This is a genomic window from Methylobacterium sp. E-012, from assembly GCF_057836545.1.
Genome location: NZ_JBYQEY010000001.1, coordinates 3,829,602 through 3,854,222, shown reverse-complemented (window position 1 = coordinate 3,854,222; position 24,621 = coordinate 3,829,602). Strand labels below are relative to the sequence as shown.

22 protein-coding genes, 1 tRNA gene and 1 pseudogene are annotated in these 24,621 nt (G+C 68.3%); 11 read left to right on the top strand and 13 right to left on the bottom strand.

Going from position 1 to position 24,621, the window contains the following annotated elements; all coding sequences use genetic code 11:
* The first annotated feature begins 6 nt into the window (after positions 1 to 6).
* A complete protein-coding gene (locus AC3IF1_RS18650) occupies positions 7 to 375 on the top strand; it encodes a DUF3768 domain-containing protein (protein ID WP_489218801.1) in 369 nt (122 codons plus the stop codon).
* Between the two features lie 186 nt (positions 376 to 561).
* Positions 562 to 1,275 (top strand): hypothetical protein, encoded by a 714-nt coding sequence (locus AC3IF1_RS18645; RefSeq protein WP_489218800.1) that lies wholly within the window; start codon positions 562 to 564, stop codon positions 1,273 to 1,275.
* 494 nt (positions 1,276 to 1,769) lie between these two features.
* Here the strand turns inward: AC3IF1_RS18645 and AC3IF1_RS18640 are convergent, their stop codons facing one another.
* Positions 1,770 to 2,552, bottom strand: a complete 783-nt coding sequence (locus AC3IF1_RS18640) for a hypothetical protein (RefSeq protein ID WP_489218799.1) — start codon at positions 2,550 to 2,552, stop codon at positions 1,770 to 1,772.
* Positions 2,553 to 2,593: 41 nt separating this feature from the next.
* Positions 2,594 to 2,959: a hypothetical protein gene (locus tag AC3IF1_RS18635; RefSeq protein WP_489218797.1), complete on the bottom strand. Its 366-nt coding sequence runs from the start codon at positions 2,957 to 2,959 to the stop codon at positions 2,594 to 2,596.
* A gap of 166 nt (positions 2,960 to 3,125) precedes the next feature.
* Here AC3IF1_RS18635 and AC3IF1_RS18630 point away from each other — a divergent pair, with 166 nt between their 5' ends.
* Together AC3IF1_RS18630 and AC3IF1_RS18625 are read left to right on the top strand one after the other, a co-directional pair.
* On the top strand, positions 3,126 to 3,386 hold the full coding sequence (locus AC3IF1_RS18630; protein WP_489218796.1) for a helix-turn-helix transcriptional regulator: 261 nt from the start codon (positions 3,126 to 3,128) through the stop codon (positions 3,384 to 3,386).
* Positions 3,387 to 3,743: 357 nt separating this feature from the next.
* Positions 3,744 to 4,136, top strand: coding sequence for a VOC family protein (locus AC3IF1_RS18625; protein ID WP_489218795.1), 393 nt, complete (start codon positions 3,744 to 3,746; stop codon positions 4,134 to 4,136).
* Between the two features lie 263 nt (positions 4,137 to 4,399).
* Here the strand turns inward: AC3IF1_RS18625 and AC3IF1_RS18620 are convergent, their stop codons facing one another.
* The 8 genes and pseudogenes from AC3IF1_RS18620 to AC3IF1_RS18585 all read right to left on the bottom strand — a co-directional run.
* Positions 4,400 to 4,522 carry a hypothetical protein gene (locus AC3IF1_RS18620; protein WP_279600345.1) on the bottom strand — a complete coding sequence of 41 codons (123 nt, stop codon included), beginning with the start codon at positions 4,520 to 4,522 and terminating at the stop codon, positions 4,400 to 4,402.
* Positions 4,523 to 4,803: 281 nt separating this feature from the next.
* A complete protein-coding gene (locus AC3IF1_RS18615; protein WP_243941882.1) occupies positions 4,804 to 5,337 on the bottom strand; it encodes a hypothetical protein in 534 nt (177 codons plus the stop codon).
* A 45-nt stretch (positions 5,338 to 5,382) separates the two neighbouring features.
* Positions 5,383 to 6,159 (bottom strand): hypothetical protein, encoded by a 777-nt coding sequence (locus tag AC3IF1_RS18610; protein ID WP_489218794.1) that lies wholly within the window; start codon positions 6,157 to 6,159, stop codon positions 5,383 to 5,385.
* A gap of 560 nt (positions 6,160 to 6,719) precedes the next feature.
* Positions 6,720 to 7,583, bottom strand: coding sequence for a hypothetical protein (locus tag AC3IF1_RS18605; RefSeq protein WP_489218793.1), 864 nt, complete (start codon positions 7,581 to 7,583; stop codon positions 6,720 to 6,722).
* Between the two features lie 141 nt (positions 7,584 to 7,724).
* Entirely contained in the window at positions 7,725 to 8,909 is a 1,185-nt protein-coding gene (locus AC3IF1_RS18600) for a tyrosine-type recombinase/integrase (protein WP_489218792.1), read from the bottom strand.
* A gap of 142 nt (positions 8,910 to 9,051) precedes the next feature.
* Positions 9,052 to 9,144, bottom strand: a tRNA-Sec gene (locus tag AC3IF1_RS18595).
* A gap of 167 nt (positions 9,145 to 9,311) precedes the next feature.
* Positions 9,312 to 10,010 (bottom strand): Gfo/Idh/MocA family oxidoreductase, encoded by a 699-nt coding sequence (locus AC3IF1_RS18590; RefSeq protein ID WP_489218791.1) that lies wholly within the window; start codon positions 10,008 to 10,010, stop codon positions 9,312 to 9,314.
* 79 nt (positions 10,011 to 10,089) lie between these two features.
* Positions 10,090 to 10,377: pseudogene (locus tag AC3IF1_RS18585) on the bottom strand (Gfo/Idh/MocA family oxidoreductase); the annotation flags it as partial.
* 196 nt (positions 10,378 to 10,573) lie between these two features.
* Here AC3IF1_RS18585 and AC3IF1_RS18580 point away from each other — a divergent pair.
* The 6 genes from AC3IF1_RS18580 to AC3IF1_RS18555 all read left to right on the top strand — a co-directional run bounded on the left by AC3IF1_RS18580 (position 10,574) and on the right by AC3IF1_RS18555 (position 18,425).
* Positions 10,574 to 12,952 (top strand): sensor histidine kinase NtrY-like, encoded by a 2,379-nt coding sequence (locus AC3IF1_RS18580; RefSeq protein ID WP_489218790.1) that lies wholly within the window; start codon positions 10,574 to 10,576, stop codon positions 12,950 to 12,952.
* A complete protein-coding gene (gene ntrX, locus AC3IF1_RS18575; RefSeq protein ID WP_243973246.1) occupies positions 12,949 to 14,313 on the top strand; it encodes a nitrogen assimilation response regulator NtrX in 1,365 nt (454 codons plus the stop codon). The genes AC3IF1_RS18580 and ntrX overlap by 4 nt, the downstream gene beginning before the upstream one ends.
* 196 nt (positions 14,314 to 14,509) lie before the next feature.
* Positions 14,510 to 14,761 (top strand): RNA chaperone Hfq, encoded by a 252-nt coding sequence (hfq, locus tag AC3IF1_RS18570; protein WP_007563033.1) that lies wholly within the window; start codon positions 14,510 to 14,512, stop codon positions 14,759 to 14,761.
* 519 nt (positions 14,762 to 15,280) lie between these two features.
* Positions 15,281 to 16,693: a GTPase HflX gene (gene hflX / locus AC3IF1_RS18565; RefSeq protein WP_489218789.1), complete on the top strand. Its 1,413-nt coding sequence runs from the start codon at positions 15,281 to 15,283 to the stop codon at positions 16,691 to 16,693.
* Positions 16,693 to 18,018: an adenylate/guanylate cyclase domain-containing protein gene (locus AC3IF1_RS18560; RefSeq protein WP_489218787.1), complete on the top strand. Its 1,326-nt coding sequence runs from the start codon at positions 16,693 to 16,695 to the stop codon at positions 18,016 to 18,018. The genes hflX and AC3IF1_RS18560 overlap by 1 nt, the downstream gene beginning before the upstream one ends.
* A gap of 179 nt (positions 18,019 to 18,197) precedes the next feature.
* Positions 18,198 to 18,425: a hypothetical protein gene (locus AC3IF1_RS18555; protein ID WP_243973252.1), complete on the top strand. Its 228-nt coding sequence runs from the start codon at positions 18,198 to 18,200 to the stop codon at positions 18,423 to 18,425.
* 94 nt (positions 18,426 to 18,519) lie between these two features.
* Here AC3IF1_RS18555 and AC3IF1_RS18550 read toward each other — a convergent pair whose 3' ends face one another.
* Both AC3IF1_RS18550 and AC3IF1_RS18545 read right to left on the bottom strand, forming a co-directional pair.
* Positions 18,520 to 20,766, bottom strand: a complete 2,247-nt coding sequence (locus AC3IF1_RS18550) for a TonB-dependent siderophore receptor (protein WP_489218785.1) — start codon at positions 20,764 to 20,766, stop codon at positions 18,520 to 18,522.
* A gap of 248 nt (positions 20,767 to 21,014) precedes the next feature.
* The gene (locus AC3IF1_RS18545) at positions 21,015 to 22,310 is read right to left on the bottom strand and encodes an alpha/beta hydrolase (RefSeq protein WP_489218783.1); all 1,296 of its coding nucleotides are present in this window, start codon (positions 22,308 to 22,310) and stop codon (positions 21,015 to 21,017) included.
* A gap of 295 nt (positions 22,311 to 22,605) precedes the next feature.
* Here AC3IF1_RS18545 and AC3IF1_RS18540 point away from each other — a divergent pair, with 295 nt between their 5' ends.
* A complete protein-coding gene (locus tag AC3IF1_RS18540) occupies positions 22,606 to 22,779 on the top strand; it encodes a hypothetical protein (protein ID WP_489218782.1) in 174 nt (57 codons plus the stop codon).
* 30 nt (positions 22,780 to 22,809) lie between these two features.
* Here the strand turns inward: AC3IF1_RS18540 and AC3IF1_RS18535 are convergent, their stop codons facing one another.
* Positions 22,810 to 24,447, bottom strand: a complete 1,638-nt coding sequence (locus AC3IF1_RS18535; protein WP_489218781.1) for an acyl-CoA synthetase — start codon at positions 24,445 to 24,447, stop codon at positions 22,810 to 22,812.
* Between the last annotated feature and the right edge of the window lie 174 nt (positions 24,448 to 24,621).

Below are 24,621 nucleotides of genomic sequence, written 5' to 3'. Positions count from 1 at the left end.
TCGGTTATGTACACCCAGATCCATAACGCTGGGTCGAACCCCGCGGCGGCTGACCCTGTCGCGCGGGTGCGGGCCCTGAACGATGCATTCCGGCGCAGCTTCGCCGGGGGGCAGGTCGTTGAAACCCCGGGGGTGGTCGACCTGCGCGAGGCCGACCGCATCGCCCTGTTGCTGGCCGTGCGCCGCTTCGATCGCTTCGACGCCGAAAACGATCCTCACGGCGAGCACGACTTCGGCGCGGTCGAGGTCGGGGGCGAGCAGTTCTTCTGGAAGATCGACGCCTACGACCGGGCACAGCTCGGTCATTCGCCGGACCCAACCGACCCCGCGGTGACGACCCGCGTGCTGACCATCATGCGCGCCGATGAGTACTGACGTGGCCCCCCTCTGCAAGGTGCCGCGGGTGACCCGAAGCGATCTGCCTCATGCCAGTGACGCCATACGCCCGCAGCCGCGGGGCGAGGCCGAGCTCGATGCCGACACCGAGTGGGACGCGGACCGGCCGGCCGATGACGACGGCGACTGGTCCGGCTGTGCCCGTGACGGCGACCGTGAGGGAGGTTGAAGGTGCGTCCCAGCCCTCCCGACGGAATCAGGTTTGTCACCGCAGTTCTCACCACCGAACCCGATGCGGTGGACGGACAAGCGGTATCGCTGGGCCCGTCACCGACACGACGACGCCTGCTCGCCCTGATCGCCATGCTGCCAGCGACCAGTCCATTTGGCAGCACAAGAAAAGCCATGTCGCGGTCAGAAGTCCTACTGCGACCAGACTCGACACCTCGTCTGTTCGCCGCCTTCCAAGCCCGTCTGGCGGAGCACGAGCAGGCTCTACGGCATTGTGACCGCCTCAAAGGACGGCTGGTGTCCGAGATTGGCTACCTGCGGGTGCGATTGCCAACGCGGTCCGAAGTGCCGGTCCGCTACGCGATCAATACCGATACCCTTGATCGGCATGCCCCGTCCGGACGGCGGCGCGAGCGGATGCAGCAGGTACTCAAGCAACGGCAGAAGCGATGGGTCGAGGCCGCGCAAGCTTGCGGGCTCACGCAGGCCCAGGCGCGGGAGGAAATCCTGTTCCGCGGCGTCCGGGCCGCGGCCGATACCCTGTACGCGATGCCGGCGACGACGCCGAGGGGAATCCTACTCAAGCTACTCGTGCTCTTGAGTTTGGAGGAGCCCGGTGAGTCATTCCGCGAAGCGTCGCCCTGGCGCGAGCTGCGTTTCGTCCTCGCAGACCTCAACATTATGGCCGCCGGCGGCAAAAACTCATGATTTTGTGAGGGGGGGGGGGGGGGGGGGGGGGGGGCGGGTTGCTGTACCGGTTCGGTAGCGGCAAACGCCCGTGCTCCCGCCAGAGATAGCTCCGAGGCCCCCGTTTCGAAGGACAGCCTCCGGCTTCGATCCTGCCGCTCGCAATCAGTAGCAGTGAGTGGTGCAGGTCCGATTGTTACCATTGCCGGAGCAATGCGTCGTACAGGTTCGTGCCGAGGCGGGAACGCTGATCGCCAGTAGCGAGAGCGCACCCATAACGATGATGATCTTAGTCATTTCCGCTTCCTATTTAACTTTAGAACAGCTGTAGTTTGATAGTAATAAATTGCAAGTTTTCAATGTTACTCAGAACTGCAGAAAGCCACTCTCTCATATAATCATCGTTGCTGCGGGCGTGGTCGTCGTAGAGCTGAGCGGCCGGCGCTCGGTTCGGCAGCGACGATTTCCATTAGCCTGATACGTCGTTTGAATGACGCGCGCCCGGCCTTGCTTGCCTAAGGCTCGTCGCCAAGCTCGCGCAGTCCAGTGACAGTGATCCGCACGGTAGACTCGGTGAGGTCCCCGACTGTGGTGTCGACACCTATGAGTTGGCGTGTGCCGTTCCGACGGAATACGAAGGTGCAGCTGGCGCCGGTCAGTGCCTCACTCTCGCACAGGGCCTCGGGCCAAGTATCGCATAGCCCTTCGAGCAACGGCGTGCATCGCTGCGTCACCGACTCCGGGACTGTGACGGCGCTGTAACCCCGCTGGAGCAGCGAAGCGCGGACCAAGCCGTAACTCTGCATCCAGTAGGCTCCGGCCACCGCATCAAGCGGTGATGGCGGGCGCGGCTTGACCGGCACATCCTTGCCCTCGAGCCCGGCATCGAGCCACAGCTTATTGAGGAACTGTGGCTGGTCGAAGCCGCAAACCACCTGCTTGGGCTCGTTGCCGGTGTAGACCCGATATCGATCCTCACCCACGGGTTCGATGAAGACGCTCTCGAGATCGACGTATTGCACGGGCCGCAAGCGTTCGGCGTAGGCGTGTTCGACGAAGGAAGCAGCCTTATCCTTACCCTTCACGGTCGTGAGTGCCTTACCCTCCGCGCGCAGATCGTCGAAGGTTTGCATCGCCTCAGGCCATGCTTTGCAGTCCGGCGACTTGGCGTAGGCGGCCTTGTCGCCGTTAAAGTAGAAGACGTGGTTGAGTTCGAGCGTGTGCGGCGATGCCTGCCCGAACTGAGCTGAGGCGGGGCCTGATCCCGCAAGGGCGGAACCGACGAAGCCGGCCGCCAACACAGCTATCGAAACGCGTGAGCGAGGGGAGCGGGGCGGCATCACGGGCTCACCCCCGTTCCGCCGATGGGGGATTTGCGCCGGCGCTGCTCGCGCACGCCAAGGTAGGCCATGGCGGCAAGGGCGAGGGCGACGAAACCCCAGATCCGCAGGTCATGAAAGCCCGAGCTGCTGCCGACGATAATGCCGAGCGGGGCGGCGATCAGGAACATGGCGACCGAAGCCCGCGGCAGGCCGAGGGCGAAGGCCGAGCCGAGCAGGTAAAGCAGAGCGACGAGGACACCGACGGCTCCGCCCGCGCTGATTGCCTGATCCTTGGCCATGCCGCCACCCAGGCTGACGGCACAGGATTGCAGGCCGACGGCGAGGGACAAGCACAGTCCGATGATCAGCACGGCGATGCGCATGGTTGGTCCTTGGCTGCGCTGATGGGGATCGGAGTTCTGGCAATTGAGCTTTGAAGATACCGAAGTCGCCGATGGGAGCGGTCAGGCGACAGGCGAAACCTGACGTCCGATTCATGTCGAATATATTCGGTGTTTTTAAGCTGGGCAAGGTGATGCCAGTGCCGGCATGGAAGGCCGAGCGCGCGTCGCCTGGAACCTGCGGCGTCTGCGGGTTGAGCGCGGCATTACCCAGGAAGGTCTGGCGGTCGATGCCGGCGTGGACCGCACCTACGTCAGCGGCATCGAACGGCGCGAATTTAACCCGAGCGTGGATCTGCTCGATCGCTTGGCGACGGCTTTGGCGGTCGACATCCTCGACCTGCTGGCAGTGCCGGCGCGCGATGAGACTGCACCGTCACCCCTGCCGGCGGGACGAAAGCGGCGTTGATCAGACCCTGCACGGGATGCACGCGATGCACGGGCTTTTGCGAGGGTGGGTAGGGGGGCAGACATCGGCGGGGTGCAGTTGCCCAACCCCATTAACCAGCTCCTCGCTACCCTCAAACCCGCCTCTGATCGGCTCAACCGGGTCGAAGACGCCAGCAACGAGGGTCTTGGTGGTTGTCTGCCTTTAAGTCTCGTCATGGTCGATGGGACGCATATGGCCAAGCTCGGCTGGGGCGGCGTGGCAAGTATAGGTGCTCGGGCCGGCTGAACCTCGGCCCTAACTCCGTCGATCGGTTCGTCGACGGTTTCAGACCCGTCCTTTATGCCGTTGCCTACGGGGACTGATTGGAGTTGGGACTTGCGATTCAACCACGTCGCCACCCGGGTGAACCCGGCTCATTTCCAGACCGTCGTGGACATGTTCGCCCGGCAGCTGGGGTTTGTGGAGCTGCGGCGCACCGAACGCGCCGTGTGGTTGCGGCAACCCGGGGCCAACGTCGACCTGCAGCTCAGCCGTAGCGACACCGGGCACCGAGATCATGACCGGGAGCGCTCGCAGATCTCATTCCTCAGTGACACACCGGAAGCCGACCTCGCCCGGCTGGCCTCGTGGTTCACAGCGAGGGGGCTGCCAGCTCATGTCGGTGCCTACTCTGATCGCGAGTTCTACCTGGACGTGCCGGCAGCTTTCGTCGATTTCGTCGTCGAGGCGATGCTGCCTGAACTCGCCGATTACGATCTCGCGACATGATGATCGCCTGTCCTGTATGGTAGTTGCGATGTTCCCGCGGAGCATCAGAGGCGATACCAACCGGACGTGTAAGGGGCCTTCGCATAGCGCTGCAGTGATCGCGCTCTAACCAGGCAAACAGCATGAGCAGCACCGGGCGGAACTGACCCTTTGCGGACCTCCCGCCCCGCCTATTCGAATGTCCGCTTGGAAGGCGAAGCAGCCCTGGAAGCTGGTACTACGCCTAGGACCAGACGGACCTGGTCTTGAACCGCGGACTGGACCTATGAGGCCACGGGCATGTGCATCACGCGCGCCGGCGTGTTCTCGTCGGCTAGCTTGCGCAGGGTCCGCGTGTCCTCGGGCGTCCAGGGTTGCCCGGACTTCGGCAGTGTATTCGCCATCATGCTCTCCTGCGTTTCCTCACGCCGCGGCCTTCACGGCCGGCAGCCGGTGGAAGGGTTCGAACTCCGGGGCGACCTCCCCGAAGAAGTGACGGCGCAGGTCGGGGAGTTGCTCATGCGCGCGAGCAGGTTGATGAGGTAGGCCTTGCGGTGTGCCAAGCGCTGATCAACGAACATGCGCATCTCCATCGAGATGGGCGGCGCGCCAATCTCCATAATTGAAGCCATTTATGGGGGTGCGGCCGAACGTCGTCAAGGGTCCGTTTATCACGAACCCCGGCGGCTTAGGCGATACGCTGGTAGACGAACTCGACGCCGCCCGTATCGGCAACGCTTTCCCGCCGCAGCAGGAAGCCGCTCGACCAGAGCTGCTTGAGCTTCATGGAGGCGTTCGCCACCGTGACGTGGATCGCGTCCGCGATTTCGGCGGCACGTGCGTGCGACCGTGCCACGACGAAATCGAGTGCGGCCTTCGATCCGGCGCTGGGCTCGGAACCGATGAAACGATGACCCTTCGCATCGGCGACAACCAATGGCTGCTCGACACGTCGGGCTGCCGCGTCGACATTTTCCTCGATGTAGGGCGTGGCGATCTCGAACAGGTAGAACCCCTTCTCACCCTTGTAGCGGCGGGCGAGCTGAACGACCGTCTCGGACGCGAAGGAGTAGTCGACCTGCTTCACGCCCTTGAAGGAGATTGGGAAAATTGTCTGGTCGGGATTGCGTTCGACATGCTCGACGAGCTTCGAGAAAACCGGTCGACCCATCTCCCGGCCCCAGCCCTCGGACTTGGGCATCATATCGCGAAGCACGATCATCGGAGCACCTGGTTCATGTCCGTCATTTAAGCGGTGATGATGGCGTCAGACAAGAGACAGCTCGAAAGCGATGTGAGTTCCGGCGAGCTTCGGTAACTCCGATGATAGGATGGCGGTGTTTGGAATGTACGCCTCCCCCGAGGGCACCAGCGTCACCGCTTGCGACCTCAGCCGCACATCGAGCGTAGCTCGATATTTGATTGCTTTGGTCGCGCACCCCTTCAGGCCATTTCCGTGAGAGGGGTCGTCGAAACGCGACAAGCCATCGCGGAACATCTCCACGAGCAAGTCTACGTCCCGGACGTGGCGATAGCTCGGGTCTCGATCTTCCAAGGGGGGCCGGATGGTTTGCATCAGCCCACGCCCATTATCAGAGACCACGACACGCGCCTTGTTGGAGGCAGGGTACGATTGGAAGGCCGCATGCCCGGTCGCACCGTCGCCACCGTGCAGGTACACGTTCTCGATGAGCTCCGAGAGGATTGTCGACATCGCATCCTCGAATTGCGGAAAATCGGTCCTGGCCCCGCAGGTGGCGCCAATGGTCTCCTTCAGCTTAGAGATCAGGTCATGGGCATCGATCCCCGGGCGGATGGCACAGATTTCCACGAGGCCCCGATTGTTGCCTCCGAACACATACGCGCCGGACACGACAGGACGATCCGGCGACACCTCAACCTCAGGCGTGAGGTGATCGAAAAACCCCATCCGGTCGAGGTACCCCATCGCAGGGCCGTCTTCGAACACGAGCCGGACTGGGATGCCTTCCGCGATAATTTGGTTCGAATAGGCAAGGAGGCGAACGCAAGCGTCGAGCAGCATCTTGGTCCCGCTCGTCACCTGGAAGGTGACCGGCGCAGGGGAGGCGAAGGGATCTCCCCCCGAACGTACCGCCCTGTCGACATCACTCGCCCTGAGCCAATTCCCCCACAGTCGGATCAACATGCTCGACGGCGCTCTTGGAGACGAATCGGCGATGATGCCTGGGCGGCCGGGATACCGGCCTCTGACCCACGCCACAGCTACAACTAGGCGCTCAACCCAAGGTTCGTGAGGCTTTCGTCGATCACGAGCCCCTTCTCGGCCGCCCACTTATCAGCGGCCTCTCGCTGCCGGCGGAGGCTGTCGCCGTGCATCTGCTCCGGGTGCGGGAAGCGGATGTATGAGTATGCCATGGCCATGACGGCGACCGTATCGACGCCCAAAGGTTAGGGTCAACTTTATGGGGCACGACATGAGGACGTTGTGGTCGCCGGACCGACCATTCCATCTCAACGGCAGCTATCGGACTCCAAGCGGCCATTCAGGTGGTTTTGCCCGAAGGTCCGCTGATGGCGCATTCCAGAAGCGAGGTTGATCACAGCGCTCCGCCGTCGGCTCAGTCAGCGAGTCGAAGCTTCGCGCTTGGCCACCATTTGAAGACCTTTCAAGCGCCGTCGCAGCCCCACGATCTCAGCCCCCAACAGGCCGGTGATCGCGTAGCGGCGCTGTGCCTTCCGGGAGCCGTCCGGCCGCCGCGTCGTGATCGCTACCTCATGGATCAGCGCCCGTTGCCGTGCCTCAACCTTCGCTTGACGCGCCTCCGCGATGGCATTCGGCGGGGACACGGACACTCGCTTCGCCACTGCCCTCTGGCGCGCCCAGGCATGCAACCCCTCGCCTGGGATAGCTGCCAGCGCCTGAACCCGGCTCGGCAGCACCTTGGCAGATTCGAGGTGCTGAATCGCTCGGACGTCCCGGCTAATCAGCTTACGCGCCGCCAGCCGCTCGGCCGCAGTTTCACCGCCGTAAGAGACGAATCGCTCGACGATGAGGTGCAGGTCGTGAGTGGTCCGCGAGCGTTTGCGCCCGCTCAGGGTCTCAAGCTCGGCCATAATCGCGACATTTAGCGGGCTCGTGCTGATGCGGATATAGGTAGCGTAGGCCAGGGCGATGGCTTCGAGGTGCTGGGCGTCGGATGCCTTGCGGATGTTGAGACCGGCTCGCTGCAACCAGTCCGCGCTGCCAAGCGGCTGAGACCCATTACCCTTGGCTTGGTGCAGGAAGCGTTCGGCGTCGGCGGCCACGGCGTCGCGGCTGCCGGCCTCAGCGTTGGTTCGAAGTGACGCGGCCGGCTTGCTTGCAGGCTTTGCGGCCATCGACCCGTTAGTCGCTTTCACCGGATCGTTTCGACGCGGCGGCTCGGTCGAAGGGGAGGGGGGACGAAGTCGGTTAAACCGAAAGGCTGGAACCGTATCGTTGAGCATGGCCTGCATCCATCCCGAGTGAGTCACCGCGCTTCGAGTGAGGGCACGGCTTTGTCGGTATGAATTGGCGTGACCCCAAACAAAGCTCTGCCCGGCACCAATTAAATAAAACTGGAATTTAGAAAAATAAGCTTATTATTTTTATATTACTTCGCAAAAATTAGCCCAATCATCCATTAATTCGCGCCGCTTCTCGAACAAATCACCCCGCCTATAAGCTCGCTCGACCTTTGATTCGACGACGTGAGCTAGCGCCATCTCAACTACTTCGGATGGATAGTGCGTGATCTCGCTAGCCCAATCCCGGAACGAGGATCGAAAGCCGTGAACGGTCAGGTCGCTACGATCCATGCGCCGCAACAGCACCAGCATCGCCATGTTGCTAAGAGGACGACCATACCGGCCGCCGGGAAAGACAAATTCGCTGGCACACACCACGGCCATTTCGGTCAAAATGGCTTGCGTGGCAGCGGAGATGGGCACCCGATGCTCAACACCGCCCTTCATCCGTTCGGCTGGCACAGTCCAGGTTCCGGCCGCTAGGTCGAACTCGCACCACCGGGCACCGAGAGCCTCGCCTGTGCGAGCAGCTGTAAGAACCGTGAACTTTAAGAGCCGAGCCGCGATGCCCGGTTGCTCGGCAACACGCCTTAAGAATTCCGGCACCTCAGCGAAGGGCAGGGCAGGGTGGTGGGTGACGCGCTGAATTTTGGTTTTGCGGGGCAGGAGATTTTGAAGATGCCCTCGCCAACGCGCTGGGTTTTCACCAGCCCGGAAACCTCGGGCCTTTGCCCAATCGAGGATCGACTCGATTCTACCACGCACGCGAACAGCGGTTTCCGGCTTTGTGGTCCAGATCGGCTCGATCGCCTTGATAACGAGACCGGTGTCGATGGCTTGAACCGACAAATCACCGAATATGGGGTGCACGTAAGCTTCGAGGGTGGCGAGCCACTGAGCGCCGTGTTTCTCGTTCCGCCAACCCGCCTTGTGTGATTCGATGTAAGCTGCGGCGCACTGCCGAAACGTCATGGCACGCGCTGATTCGAGGGCCGCCGCTTGGCGCTGCTGACGGCGAGCTTCGATCGGATCGATACCCTCGTAGCAGAGCTTGCGGCACGTCAGAGCTTTGTCACGCGCTTCAGCCAACGAAAACGTGCCCGCCGAACCGAGGCCCATCTCACGCGATTTACCGCCCAGCGTGAACCGGAAGATCCAACTCTTGGCACCGTTGCCGGTAACTTGAAGCCACAAGCCACCCCCATCCCCGTACATGCCGGGGACCTTGAGCTTCGTAACTCCAAGGGCAGTCAGCTTACCCGGCACAGCATTCGCACCCACCCCGTTACCCACATCATAATTGTGGATTTGGCCAAACGCCAGCAGACACTCTCGGACGACTGATCCGATAAACCGCTTGGAGGTCAGGGGGTTAATGGACGAACGTGGACGTCGATGGATACGTCCTTGGCGGAAGCGGATGGGAATCGAACCCACCGTACGCTGTTGGCGTACCGCTGGTTTTGAAGACCAGGAGGGCCACCAGACCCCGTTCGCCTCCATAATCGGAGCTAGGGGCCGCGGCCGCCGGGGTCAAGGTCCCGGCCGCCACGTCCCGACGCGACGGCAGGGCCGCGTCCCGACGCGACGGCAGGGCCGCGCGCAAAGGTCGCGGCCGGCCGGATCCCGCCCCCGAATGCCCCGACCGTCGGGATCGACGCCGCCCGCTCAAGGCCCCCGCTCGTCCGGCGCCAGCGCCAGGCCGACCGACGCCCCGGTCCGGGCCGACGTGAGCGCCGCCTCGAGGCAGGCCATCACGCGAACGGCCTCCAGCGCCGCCGCGTCGTCGACCGGCCCCCGGGCGATCGTCTCGGCCACGCCCTGGTAGAATCGGCGCTGGTCCCCGGCCACGGCCGGCACACGCGTCACCCGCCCGGCCCCGTCATGGATCTCCAGCGCGTCCGGATCCGCGCCCCATCCCGGCGCCCCGGGGGCGAGGCCCGCCAGCAGCTGCCGTTCCTGGAGGTCCGGCCCGTGCTTGATCAGGCTGCCGGCCTCGCCGTGCACGCGGAAGCGGGGCGACCCGCCGGCGACGAGCATGCTGGCGTGCAGCACCACGCGCAGGCCCGGATAGTCCAGCACCACGTGGGCCCAGTCGTCGGACCGCGCCCCGGGCCGGAGCCGCGCCAGGGCGGCGGTCACCCGGTCGGGCAGGCCGAAGAGAAGGAGCGCCTGATCGAGGAGATGGGGCCCGAGATCGTACCAGATCCCGCTCCCGGGGCCGTCGCCCTCGCGCCACCGGTCGCGGACCTGGGGGCGGAACCGGTCGAGATGCGATTCGAAATGCCGGACCGGTCCGATCACGCCCCCGGCGATGGCTCTGCCGACGGTCAGGACATCGCTGTCCCAGCGCCGGTTGTGGAACACCGCGAGCAGCCTGCCCCGGCGCCGCGCCGCGTAGGGTGCGCGCCTCCGCGAGGTCGAGGGTGAAGGGCTTGTCGACCACCACGTGCTTGCCCGCCGCCAGGGCCGCCCGCGCCAGGGGGGCGTGGGTGTCGTTGGGGGTGGCGATCACCACGAGGTCGACCGCCGCCGCGGTGGCGACCGCCACGGGATCGGCGACGACCGCCAGACCGGGCAGGTCGGCCTCGACCCGGGCGGGATCGCGCGAGCCGACCATCCGGAGATCGAGGCCGGCGACGGCGCGGATCAGGGGCGCGTGGAAGGTCCGGCCGGCATAGCCGTAGCCGATCAGGCCGACCCGGATCGCGGCGGCGGGGGAAACGCCGGTCATGCCTCGGTCCTCCTCCGGCCCCGCCGCGCGGCCGGCCCCGGGTTACGCCCGGGGCCGGCCGAGTCGCCACCGGAAAATCCCGGCGCCGCGGCGTGGCGTGCGGTGGTGGACCCGCGATGAATTCAACTTGCGCGCGTCGTCACCGACGGGCCGAGTCGTATTAATTCCGCCACACTGTTGTGGCCCTGCACCAGTCATGCCGTTCCTGCAGCGCTCACCGACAGAGGAAGGCCCCGCGCCGGACCCGGAAGGGCCGGGCGAGGGGACGGGTCAGGACGCGGCGCTGGCGGAATCGCTGCGGCCGGGCCCCCGCGGTCCGGGCTGGGTCGGGGCCGCCGTGGTGGTCACCGCCCTGATCTCGGCGCTGGCGACCTTCCTGATCCTGGCCGGGGTGATCCGGGTGACGCCGACGCCCGCCTACGGCGTGACGCTGCTCGGCATCAACGCCGCCCTGGTGCTCGGCCTCGCCTTCATCATCGCCTGGGAGGCGCGGGTCTTCCTGCACGCCCGCAAGGCCAACGCCGCGGTGGCGCGGCTGCACACCCGCATCGTCGGCCTGTTCTCGCTGATCGCGATCCTGCCGACGATCCTGCTCGCGGTGGTCGCCTCCGTGACCATCGACCGCGGCCTGTCGCTCGGCTTCACCGACCGGGTCCGCGACGTGGTGCTGAAATCCGTGGAGGTGGCCGACGCCTACCAGGAGAACCAGTGTCAGAGCCTCGCCCGGGAGATCCGCATCCTGGCCGACGACCTCACCCGGGCGCGGCCGAACTTCGACGTGAACCGCGACTGGTTCCAGACCTTCCTGACGACCCGGGCGACCAATCTCGGCCTGCCGGTCGCCCAGATCATGCGCGGACCCACCGAGGTGGTGGCCCGGGCCAAGATCGACGTCCTCAAGACGAACCGCCTGCCCTCGGCGGCGGCCTTCGAGGACGCGGCGACCTCCGCCGACCCGATCTGCCTGCTGCCCACCGAGGGGCGGGTCTTCGCCGCCCTGGTGCGGATGCCCGCCTACGACGACGCCGTGCTGATGGTGCAGCGGGAGGTGAGCCAGCTCGCCATCGAGTTCCCCGGCGTGTCCCGGGCGGCGGCGGCCGAGTACCTGACCTACGATTCCCTGCGCCGCTCGATCCAGATCACCTTCGCGTCGGTGTTCCTGCTGATCGCCCTGATCGCGCTCCTGTCGGCGGTGTGGTTCGGCATGAACTTCGCCAACCGGTTCGTGGCCCCGATCCGGCGGCTGATCAACGCCGCCGACCAGGTCGCGTCGGGCAATTTCTACGCCCAGGTGCCGACCAGGAAGACCAGCGGCGACCTCGCCCATCTGGGCGAGGCCTTCAACAAGATGACCCAGGAACTGCGCCGCCAGCATGCCGGCCTGCTCGCGGCGAGCGACCTGATCGACACCCGCCGCCGGTTCACGGAGGCCGTGCTGTCGGGGGTCTCGCCCGGGGTGATCGGCCTCGACGCGTCGGGCTTCGTCACCATCGCCAACCCGGCCGCCGAGCGGATGCTCGACCTGGAGAGCGACGCCCTGGTCGGCCAGTCCCTGGCCCGGGCCGTGCCGGAACTCGCCCCGGTGCTCGCCGAGAGCGAGGCCCGCCCGCGCAGCCTCCAGCAGCAGCAGATCCAGCTCGCCCGGTCGCGGGGCGAGCGCACCATCACGGTGCGGGTGACGAGCGAGCAGGCGCAAGGCTCGTCCCGGGGCTCGGTGGTGACCCTCGACGACATCACCGACCTCGTCCAGGCGCAGCGCAGCTCCGCCTGGGGCGACGTCGCCCGCCGGATCGCCCACGAGATCAAGAACCCCCTGACGCCGATCCAGCTCTCGGCCGAGCGGATCCGGCGCAAGTACGGCAAGGTCATCACCGCCGACAAGGAGGTGTTCGACCAGTGCACCGCCACGATCGTGCGCCAGGTCGACGAGATCAAGCGCATGGTCGACGAGTTCTCGGCCTTCGCGCGGATGCCCAAGCCGGCGATCGCCCCGAACGACCTCACCGAGATCGCCAAGCAGAACCTGTTCATGATGCGGGTCGCGCATCCGGACATCGACTTCGCCTTCTCGGCCGAGACGGGCGCGGCGGAGGGCGGCGCGGCGAACTCGGAAAAGATCGTGGCGGCCTTCGACATCCGGCTGCTCAGCCAGGTGATCACCAACATCCTCAAGAACGCCGTCGAGGCGGTGGCCGAGGTGCCGGAGGCCGAGCTCGGCAAGGGCAAGATCGGCTTGAGCCTCGCCGTCGAGGACGGGTTCGCGGTGATCGCCGTCACCGACAACGGCAAGGGATTTCCCGCCGAGGGACGCCAGCGGCTGCTCGAGCCCTACATGACCACCCGCGAGGGCGGCACCGGGCTGGGGCTTGCCATCGTCAGCAAGGTGCTTGAGGAGCACGGCGGCGGGATCGAGCTGAACGACAATCCCGCCGGCCGCGGCGGCCAGGTGCGGATGCGGATCCCGCGCGAGCACGGGCCCGAGCCGGCCGGGGCGAACCCCGGCACCAGTCCCGTCACGACAGAGGAGAAGGGCGCCGCGCCGACGGCCCCCCGGATCGCGGAGATGCACGCATGAGCGCCGATATCCTGATCGTCGACGACGAGGCCGACATCCGCGACCTCGTGGCCGGGATCCTGGACGACGAGGGCCACCGCTGCCGCACGGCCGGCGGCTCGGACGAGGCGCTGGCCGCCATCGAGGCGCGCCGGCCCCACCTGGTGTTCCTCGACATCTGGCTGCAGGGCTCCCGGCTCGACGGCCTGCAGGTGCTCGACCTGATCAAGGCGGCCAATCCCGACCTGCCGGTGGTGATGATCTCCGGCCACGGCAACATCGAGACCGCGGTCTCGGCCATCAAGGCGGGGGCCTACGACTTCATCGAGAAGCCGTTCAAGGCCGACCGGCTGATCCTGGTGGCCGAGCGGGCGCTGGAGGCCTCGCGGCTGCGGCGCGAGGTCCGCGACCTGACGGCGCGCTCCGGCACCACCAACCGCATCGTCGGCGCCTCCCTGGCGATCAACCAGCTGCGCCAGACCCTCGACCGGGTGGCCCCGACCAACGCCCGGGTGATGATCACCGGGGCGCTGGGCTCGGGCAAGGAACTCGCCGCCCGCAGCCTGCACAAGGCCTCGGCCCGGTCGAACGGCCCGTTCGTGCTGCTCAACGCCGCCGCGATCCTGCCCGAGACCATGGAGGCGGAGCTGTTCGGGGTCGAGGGCGAGACCGGCCGGCGGGTCGGCGCCCTGGAGGAGGCCCATGGCGGCACCCTCTACCTCGACGAGGTCGCCGACATGCCGCGCGAGACCCAGAGCCGGATCCTGCGCGTCCTGGTCGACCAGAATTTTCAAAGGGTCGGCGGCACGACGCGGGTCCACGTGGATGTCCGGATCATCTCCTCGTCCTCCCGGGACCTGCAGGAGGAGATCGCGGCGGGCCGGTTCCGCGAGGACCTGTTCCACCGGCTCTCGGTGGTGCCGATCCGGGTGCCGGCCCTGTCCGAGCGCCGCGAGGACGTGCCCGAGCTGATCCAGTTCTTCATGGACAACATCTCGTCCCAGACCGGCCTGCCCAAGCGCCGGATCGCCGAGGACGCGATGGCGGTGCTGCAGTCGCACAACTGGCCGGGCAACGTCCGCCAGCTCAAGAACAACGTCGAGCGGCTGATGATCCTGACCCAGGCCGATCCGGAGCAGGAGGTCACCTCCGAGATGCTGCCCTCCGAGATCGGCGCCCTGGTGCCGACGACGCCGGGGGGCGCGGGCGGCGAGAAGCTGATGAGCCTCGCGCTCCGGGAGGCCCGGGAGATCTTCGAGCGCGAGTACCTCGTGGCGCAGATCGCCCGGTTCTCGGGCAACATCTCGCGCACCGCCGAGTTCATCGGCATGGAGCGCTCGGCCCTGCACCGGAAGTTGAAGTCCCTGGGTATCGGCCCGTGAGCGGGAGAGTCGGGCCGACGCGGTGAGAGTGGTGCCGATCCGTCACGGATGACGCCGAAGCGGGGGTTGCTTGCACCCACGCTTTCACCAAGTCATGGTGCTTGTATACAAAGCCGCGGGCGGGATGGTCGGTGATCCGGCCCGCGACATACCCATCCCGGGCGGATCGAGCCGGGACAACAAGAAGGCCAAGAAGATGGCGGGCGAACGCGCACAGAACCTTCAGGACACGTTTCTCAATCATGTCCGCAAGAACAAGATCCCGCTGACCATCTTCCTCGTCAACGGCGTCAAGCTCCAGGGCGTGGTGACCTGGTTCGACAACTTCTGCGTGCTGCTGCGCCGGGACGGGCATTCCCAGCTGGTCTACAAGCACGCGATCTCCACGATCATGCCGGGCCATCCGGTGCAGCTGTTCGAGCCGGACGAGACCGCCGAGAAGGCGTGATTTTCGCGGGAGGGCGGCACCGTCCCGAACCGCCCTGGGCTTGGACGGCGCGGGTCCGGTCTCCCGGGCGGGCCACGCGGTTCAAACATCGGCATTTGTATCGCTCCGGCTGGACTTCAGGCCCGCTCCGGAGCTGACACCCGCCCTGCCTCCCCCCTCTGCGTCAGCAGGGGGCGGGAGAGGGGCAGCGCGACGGTTCAGGATGGATCGAGCGGCGCGACATTTCCTACAGCGGCGTTCCCCTCTCCCGACCCCTGCTGACGCAGAGGGCGCCCATTGGGCCACCCGCCCCCGCAGAGGGGGGAGGGGGACGCACCTGGGGGCTGGCCGTTGGCCTCATCTGGAGGCGGCGTGTGAACGTCACAGCCTCTGCGGGGGGCGGGTGAGGGCCCCATCCCGCCGTGGGATATCTGCGGCGGTTCCCGGCCGGCATCTTGGCCGGGCCCGCCCGCATCCCCATTTCGTCGAATCCGACTTCTCGAACGAAGCCGCCGGCGTTCCGGCGGCGCTAAAGGCTGCATGAGCGAGACGCTGACGTCCGGCGAAGCCCGCCTCCAGGCGCAGGCCGCCCCCGAGGGCGAGATCGCCGCGGCGACCCACACCCTGGTGATCGGCCCCTACCTCGCGCGCGGCGCATCGGGGTCCGGGCACGGGCCGGCGGCGCCCACGCGCTCCGTGGAGGCGCGCCTCGACGAGGCCACCGGCCTGGCCGCCGCCATCGAGCTCGACGTCGTCGAGAGCCTCGCCGTCAGCCTGCCGCGGATCCGCCCCGCGACCTATCTCGGCAAGGGCCGGGTCGAGGAGATCGCCGGCCTGATCCGCGCCCGGGAGATCGGCCTCGTGGTGATGGACTGCGCCCTGTCGCCGGTGCAGCAGCGCAACCTGGAAAAGGAATGGGGCGCGAAGGTCATCGACCGCACCGGCCTGATCCTGGAGATCTTTGGCCGCCGCGCCTCGACCCGGGAGGGCACGCTCCAGGTCGAGCACGCGCACCTCGCCTACCAGAAGTCGCGCCTCGTCCGCTCCTGGACTCACCTGGAGCGCCAGCGCGGCGGCTTCGGCTTCCTGGGCGGCCCCGGCGAGACCCAGATCGAGGCCGACCGGCGCATGATCCAGGAACGCATGACCCGGATCGAGCGCGACCTCGACGCGGTGGTGCGGACCCGCGGCCTGCACCGGCAGAGCCGGGCGCGGGTGCCGTACCCGATCGTGGCGCTCGTCGGCTACACGAACGCCGGAAAGTCGAGCCTGTTCAACGCCCTGACCCGGGCCGAGGTCACCGCCAAGGACATGCTGTTCGCCACCCTCGACCCCACCGCCCGGGCGACCAAGCTGCCCCACGGCGAGACCGTGATCCTGTCCGACACGGTGGGCTTCATCTCCGACCTGCCGACGCCCCTGATCGCGGCCTTCCGGGCCACCCTGGAGGACGCCATCGAGGCCGACGTGCTGCTGCACGTGCGCGACGTCAGCCACGTCGATTCCGAGGCCCAGGCCGAGGATGTCGGCGAGGTGCTGCGGGAACTCGGCATCGAGACCAGTGCCGAGCGGATCATCGAGGTCTGGAACAAGGCCGACCTGCTCGACGACGACGAGCGCACCCGGCTGATGAATCTCAGCGGCCAGGGCAAGGTCCGCAACGACCGCGACAGCGCCGCGCCGGTCCTGGTCTCGGCGCTGACCGGGGAGGGGCTCGCCGCCCTCAACAGCCGGATCGAGGCGCGGATCGGGCGCCACCGGGCGAGCTTCGCCGTGGCGCTGCCGCCGGAGGACGGGGCGGCGCTGAACTGGCTCTACGAGAACGCCGAGATCCTCGACCGGCGCGCGGAGGCGGACGGCACGCTGCACCTCGCGGTGCGGATCGCCCCCGAGAAGGAGCCGCGCTTCCTCAACCGGTTCGCGGCGGCCCGGCGCCTCGACCGGGGCGGCTGATGGCCCCGGGCGGCGCCGAGAGGCCGCCGCTTCCCGCCCCGCTCCCCGCCCGGGCGCAGGCCGAGGGCCGGGCGGCCGCGGGTTCGGACGACGCGGCGGTGCTGCGTGCGATGCAGGCGGGCGGGGGCCTGCGCCTGCTCGGGCTGCGCGCCATCATCGTGCTGGTGCTGCTGATGGCGGCCCAGGCCTATGACGGCTCCCTGCACGCCCTCAGCCACTGGTTCATCCTCGGCCTCTATGGCTTCGGGACGGTCTGGTTCGGGCTCGGCGAGCGGAGCGGCGGCGCGCGCGCCACACGCTGCAGCTGGGCCGGCACCGGGCTGAATGCCGGGCTCGCGGTCTACGTGATCATCGAGCACATGCTGGCCGGGGGCGGGGCGGGCCTCGGCGCCGACGCGGTGAGCCGCCTGCCGGCCTTCCTGCTCCTGCTCCAGACCGGCCTGAGCATGCGGGTGGCGCAGACCCTGGTGTTCTGCGGGCTCGTGACCGCCTGCTGGAGTGCGGCCTTCCTGGCCGGCCTGATGCGGCCGGACCTGTTCCCGGGGCCCGACACGTTCCCGACCGCGCAGGTGACCGGGCTCGCCACCTTCGTGGCGGCGGGGCTCCTGGTGGTCGACGGCGTGAGCCGCCTGCGCGGGGCGGTGACCCGGGCGCTGCGGATGGAGCACGAACGGGCCCGGCTCGCCCGCTTCGTGCCGGATCCGGTCGCCCTCGATCTGGCCGCCGAGGAGGGCGGTTCGGCGCCGGGCGTCCACCGGCGCCACGCCTGCCTGATGATCCTCGACATCCGCGGCTTCTCCTGGCTCTCCCGGGAGCACCCGCCCGAGACCATGGTGGCGGCCCTGCTCGCCGTCCGGGCGGCCGCGCAGGCGGCGGTGGCCGAGCGGGGCGGCCTCGTGGACAAGTATATCGGCGATGCGGTGCTGGTGCAGTTCGTGGTCGGCCCGCCCGCCGCGCAGGCGCGGGCGGCGCTGGCCTGCGCCCTGTCGCTCCGCCGCCGGATCGCCGCCCTCAACGCGGCCCGGGCGGCGGAGGGGCTGTTCACCCTGCGGGTCGTGGTCGCCCTGCACGCGGGCGACCTCCTGGTCGGGGTGTTCGACGACGGGGTCCGGGCCGAGTACACGGTGCTGGGCCCGGCCATGAACGCCCTGTCGCGGATCGAGGCCCAGGCCAAGGCCGCCGAGATCGAGGTCGCCGCCTCGGGGGATTTTTTGGATCTGCTCCGGGGCGCCCTGCCGGCCGGCATTCGGGCCGTCCCGGTGCCGCAGGCGACCCTGCCCGAACCCCTCACCCTGTGGGCCATCGCGGCGGGTCCGGGGGCCTGATCCGGCCCTCCCCCCGGGCGGGTGAGGCGAGGCGGGGATCGGAGGAAGCGGTCGCGGCCGGGGCGACCCTGCGCCCTGTCACAGGATGCCGCGCCGCGATTCCGGGCCGCATCCGGAACCGGATCGCCCGCAACCCGTTCGGTCGGCGCGGCGCAGGGTCGCGGAGAGATACTCGTCCCATGAACAAGATCATCCTCGGCGCGACGCTCGCGCTCGGCCTCGTCCTCGGCACGGCGGCCCCGGTCCTGGCCGCCCCCGGCGACGGCCTCGACCGGAACGCCGCCGCCCAGGGCAACGGCAATTTCGGCGGCATGCACCGCAACGCCCGGATGCAGTCGGGGATGATGCGCCATCGCATGATGCACCGCCATCACCGCCACCACATGATGCGCCGGCACATGCGCTGACCGATTGGCCCCCGCCCGCTCCTCGGAGAGCGGCGGGCCGGGGGCCTCGACCGGGACCGGGCGCGGCTCTACCGCGGAGACGCGGTGACCCTTCTCACCACTTGTAGCTGACCTTCGCCAGGACGCGCCGGGCGTCGCCGTAGAAGCAGGAATTCTCCGCCTGACAGGAGGAGACGAAGCGCCGGTCGGCGAGGTTCGTGGCGTTCACCTGGAAGCGCCAGTTCTCGTAATCGTAGTGGACCTGCGCGTCGAACAGCACGTAGTCGGGCAACCGCAGGGTGTTGGCGACGTCGGCGAAGGAGCGCCCGATGTAGCGCACGCCGCCGCCGAAGCCGAAGCCGCGCCAGTCGCCGGCCGGGATCGTGTAGTCGAAGAACAGGTTGGCGAGGTTCTCCGGCGTGTTCACCGGGACGCGGCCGATCTGGTCGGCATTGCCCCGTACGCTGTTGATCCCGAACACCGTGTAGGAGGCGACCACGTTGAGGCCGTCGAGCACGTTGGCCACCAGCTGCGCCTCGAAGCCGGTGGAGCGCACTTCGCCGATCTGGGTCTGGAACAGGGTGTTGACCGGGTTCGGGGTCTGCACGTTGCTGCGGTGGATGTCGAAGCCGGCCAGCGTCAGGAAATAGCCCTGGCCCGGCGGCTCGAACTTCACGCCGCCCTCGATCTGGTCGCCCGTCTCGGGCTTGAAGGTCTGGCCGTTGATGTCGGTGCCGATCAGCGGCTGGAACGAGGTCGCATACATCACGTACGGCGCGAGGCCGAAGTCGAAATTGTAGATCGCGGCCGCCCGGTAGGTGAAGGCGCTGTCGTTGCGGCCGTTGGTGTTCGACGGGGTCAGCCGGTCGTAGACTGTGTTCTCGACGAAGTCCTGGCGGCCGCCGAGGATCAGGCTCAGCTCCGGCGTGAGCTTGATCTGGTCCTGGAAGTAGAGCCCGATCTGCTGGAACGAGTCCGCCTGGATCAGGTAGGGCGTGGCCGAGACCGTCTGCGGGCCGTAGATCGGCGCGAGGATATTGAGGTTCGGGCCGGGGAAGCCCGAGGCCTGGTTGTCGTGGATCTGGAAGTTCCGGTACTCGACGCCCATCAGGACATCGTGTCGGAAGAAGCCGTCGGAGAACTTGGCCTCGGCCTGGGTGTCGACGTCGAGCTGGGCGACCTTGGCGTGGTCGCGGAACAGGTAGCGGGCGAGCTGGGTCTGCTGGGCGTCGGCGTAGCCGAGCTGGCCGATATAGGAATTCTGGTTGCTCTCCGCGAAGGCGTAGCGGGCGTTCTGGCGCACCGCCCAGGTGTCGTCGAAGACGTGCTCGAACTCGTAGCCGATGGAGGCCTGGTCGCGCTGGAAGGTGTTGAAGCCGGCGTCACCCACGTTGAGGGAGCGCGGGATGCGCAGGCCCAGCACCGTGGGCTTCACCGTGCCGTAATAGGGCAGGAAGTTCGAGGTCACCGCCGTGTTGTCGTGCTGGACGCTCGACAGGATGGTGAGCTTGGTCGACCCGTCCGGCTTATAGGTGAAGGCCGGGGCGATGTAGTAGCTGTCGTCCGGCGCGCCCTGGACCTGTGTGCCGCCGTTGCGGGCATAGCCGGTCAGGCGGGTGAACCAATGGCCCTCCTGGTCGGCCGGGCCGCCGACGTCGAAGGCGGCGTAGCGCTGGTCGAAGGAACCGCCGCCGACCTCGATGGAGCCGAACGGGGTCTCGGTCGGGCGCTTGGTGACCTGGTTGATCAGGCCGCCGGGATTGCCGGCGCCGAACAGCACCGCGGCGGGGCCGCGCAGCACCTCGACCCGCTCCAGCCCGTAGGTGTCGACCCGGTAATAGGCGAAGCCGTAGTTCAGGAGCTGCAGGCCGTCCCGGTAGAGGCCGTAATCGCTGGCCACGAAGCCGCGCAGCTGGAAATAGTCGAGGCGCGTGTCGGCGCCGAAGGTGCCCGCATAGGTGCCGGCGACGTATTGCGTCGCCTGCTGCAGGGTCTGGGCGTTCTGGGTGTCGAGCTGCTGGCGGCCCACCACGGTGATCGATTGCGGGGTCTCGATCAGCGGCGTGTTGGTCTTGGTGGCGGTGGCCGAGCGCCTGGCCACGTAGCCGTCGACCGGGCCGGTCGGGCTCTCCACCGCCCGCGCGGTCGCGCCCGCCCGGGCCACGGGGACCGGCGCGCCGCCCCCCTGGCTCTCGACGCTCAGTTCCCCGAGCTGCACGCTGCTCCCGGCCGGCGAACCGACGCCGCGGCGGGGCGCGTCCTGGGCCAGGCTCGGCGCGGCCTGCGCCAGGACCGCGAACGAGGCACCGGCCAGCAGGGTGCGGGCGAGCGGGGTGCGGCAACGGGGGTGAGCAACTCTCATGGGACCTGGCCGGATGCGACGCCACGGGCAGCCGGCCGCGATCGCCGGGATGGCCCCCGCCGCCGATGCCGCGCTGTTTAGAATTGTGCTAAACTACTGTTTTGATTGGTCTTTCGTCTTCAAGACCTACGCGCAGCCATGCGCGGCCGCAAGCGGCCCTCGCGCATCGGGCGAGGGCTGTTGCGGTCGAGACACGCATCGGTGGCAAGCCGGGCCGGGCCCGGCGGGGCGGATAGGGGAGGGGCGGCCTACCGGACGCGCCCCGCGAGCCAGCCGGCCACGAGATCGGCCACGGCGTCGCTGTTGGTTTCCAGCATCATCATGTGGCCGTTGCCGCCCAGACCCCGGTCGGCCAGCGGGATCACGTCGGGCTTGGCGCCCGCCTGGGTCAGGAAGGCGGCCGTGCAGGCATCGTAGGGGGCGTGGAAGGAAGCCTCCGCGGTCACCAGCACGGTCGGGACCTTCGCGAGGTTCGGCAGGGTGCGGACGGGCTCGCCCTGGAGCCAGCAGCGCACCCGCCCCTCCGCCGCCTTGCTGTCGGGCCCCTTGTCGGGCCCCTTGTCGGGCCCCTTGGCCTCCTGCGCCACGATCAGGTCCTCGGGCGCCCTCACGGCCGGCGCGAAGGTCAGCGGCATGCGGGTCAGCCCGTAGGCGCGGGCGCGCCCGTCCCCGGCCTTCTCCCAGAACTCCTTGCCGCCGCGGAACTGCACGTCGAAGAAGGGCGGTCCGCTCGGCTCCACCGCCACATGCGCCTTCACGAGGTCCGGCCGGGCATCGGAGGCCGCCCAGCCGAACAGGGCCCCCTGGCCGTGGGTGAGCAGGATCGCCGGGCCGATCCGGTCGAGGAGCGCGATCAGGGCGGGATCGACCAGCTCCTCGGTCTGCTGGCTGTTGGCGAGGAACGGGACCTGGCTGGCGAAGAACTGGTCGAAGCCGGCATTGCCCTGCACGCCGGCCCCGCCCGGCCAGCGGGTGTGGAGCTTGGCCTGCGGGTACAGGTCGTAGACCTCCGGCGCCGTGTGGGTCCTCTCGAGGCTGCGCGTGCCGAGCCGGTCGTAGGGGCCGTAGACCTCCGGGTTGGTCCCCGAGCGCCCGCGCCCGACCTGATCGAGCACGTAGACCTGATAGCCCTTCTCGACGAAGCGCTGCACCCAGCCGGGCCGTCCGTCCGCGGTGGCGAGGAAGTTCACCCCGGTCTGGGCGAGCCCGTGGACCATCACCACCGGGTAGGGCTGGGTGACCCGCTCCGGGGTCCGCGACTGCACGAACATCTGGCCGATCATCACGGTCTTGTCGCCGAGCTTCGCGTAGCGGCCGCCGACGTAGAAATAGCCGGCCCGGGTCACGGGCTCGCCCGGGGCCGGGCCGGAGGCCAGCGATGCCGGCGTCGGGACCTTTCCTGGCTCGGGCACTTGCGTAGGCACTTGCGTAGGCACCTGCGCCGGCACCGTTTCCTGGGCGCGGGATGGCCCCGCGGTCAGGATCGCCGCCTGAAGGGCGAACCAGGCCGCGAGGGCGCCGTTCGCGATGCCGTTGCCGGCCATGCCGTCTCTCCCGGATGCACCCCGCTCCGCGCGGGGGGCTTATTGCGGGAAACGCAACGCTCGGCCACCTCGGAAAGCTGCACGGTCCCGGTCTTCGCGCCGCCGCCGCACCAGTGCCGGCGGGGCGCAGGCCGTCCGGGACCCGGCGAGCCCGAACGTGGGCGCATGCCAGGCGCGACCATGCGGCGCTGGCGGCGCGGGGCCGGCACGCCCACCTTGGGATAGTGCCGACGCCGTGATCGTGGGCGCCTCGCCCGGACCGTCCGCGGCGCGATTCAGCTAAGGACTCCCCGCCGTGGACCCCGCAACCGCCAAGACCCTGGTCTCCGCCGCCCTGGTCGCCTCGATCGCCCTGTTCAGCCTGGTGTCGTTCCAGGCGTTCTTCGCCCAGGTCCTGGCCGACCTGCGCGACGCCCGGGCCGTGCGCGTCCCGGTGCGCGCCGACCGCCGGGATCCCCCGCGGACCTGACCGGCCGGGCGGTTCCGGCGAGCCTCGGTCTCAGGCCTCCTCCTCCCGGGCCCGCGCGCGCAGGACGAACTTCTGCACCTTGCCGGTGGAGGTCTTGGGCAGCTCGCCGAACACCACGTGGCGGGGGAGCTTGTAGGATGCGAGCCGGCCCCGGCACCATTGGATCAGCTCGTCGGCGGTGGGCGTCGCCCCGGGCTTCAGCTCCACGAAGGCGCAGGGCGTCTCGCCCCATTTCGCATCGGGCTTGGCCACCACGGCGGCGCCCGCCACCGCCGGGTGCTTGAACAGGGCATCCTCGACCTCGATCGACGAGATGTTCTCGCCGCCCGAGATGATGATGTCCTTCGAGCGGTCCTTGAGCTGGATGTAGCCGTCCGGGTGCTTCACCCCGAGGTCGCCGGTGCGGAACCAGCCGCCTGTGAAGGCGGCCTGCGTGGCGGCCGGGTTCTTGAGGTATCCGCGCATCACCACGTTGCCGCGCATCATCACCTCGCCGATCGTCGTGCCGTCGGCCGGCACCGGCGCCAGCGTGTCCGGATCGCGCACGTCGAGGGCCTCCAGCACGGGATAGCGCACCCCCTGGCGGGCTTTTTTGGCCGCCCGCTGATCGGCCGCCAGGGCGTCCCAATCGGCGTGCCAGGCGTTGACCACCGCCGGGCCGTAGCTCTCGGTCAGCCCGTAGAGGTGGGTGACGTCGAACCCGGCCTCGGCCATGCCGGCGAGCACCGCCTCGGGGGGCGGGGCGGCGGCCGTGAAGAAGGCCACGCGCCGGGGCAGGTCCCGGCGCTCGGAATCGGCGGCATTGATCAGCATCTGCATGACGATCGGCGCGCCGCAGAGATGCGTGACCCCGTGCTCGGCCATCAGCCGGTAGAGCGCGTCCGCCCGCACTTGGCGCAGGCAGACATGGGTGCCGGCCACGATCGACAGGGTCCAGGGGAAGCACCAGCCGTTGCAGTGGAACATCGGCAGGGTCCAGAGATAGACCGGGTGCTGCCCGAGGCCGCCCGTGACGACGTTGCCGAGCGCCAGCAGCGCCGCGCCGCGGTGGTGGTAGACCACGCCCTTCGGGTCGCCCGTGGTGCCCGACGTGTAGTTCAGCGTGATCGCGTCCCACTCGTCGTCCGGGAGCTGCCAGTCGTGGTCCGGATCGCCGGCCGCCAGGAACGCTTCGTAGTCGGTCTCGCCGAGGCGTTCGCCCGGGCCGTCATAGACCGGATCATCGACGTCGATGACCAGGGGCTTGGTCTCCAGTCCCTCCAGGGCCGCGGCGGCGGTGCGGAAGAATTCGCGGTCTGTGATCAGCACCCTGGCCTCGCCGTGCTCCAGGCAGAAGCGGATCGCGGCGGCGTCGAGGCGGGTGTTGAGGGTGTTGAGCACGGCCCCGGTCATCGGCACGCCGTAGTGGCACTCGATCATCTCGGGGGTGTTGGCCAGCAGCGCCGCCACCGTGTCGCCGCGGCCGATCCCGCGCCGGGCCAGGGCCGAGGCGAGCCGCCGGGCCCGGGCGTAGAGGTCGCGATAGGGCCGCCGCAGGGCGCCGTGGATCACCGCGACCTGATCGGGGAACACCCGGGCCGCCCGGTCCAGGTAGAGCAGGGGGGTCAGCGGCTGGTGGTTGGCCGGCACGCGGTCGAGGTCGCGGTCGTAGATCGTGTCGCGGGCCATCCCGTCCTCCCCGGCAATTCGTTGTCGGGACAGTAGCTTGCCGGCGTCGACGGCTCCAGTCGTGGTTTCGAAAGGTCGAGACCTTTCGCGGGTCCAGGGCGGCGCCCTGGAGAACATCTCAGGGTCCAAGATCTCAGGGCTCCGCCCCCGAACCCCGCCAAAGGGCTCGCCCTT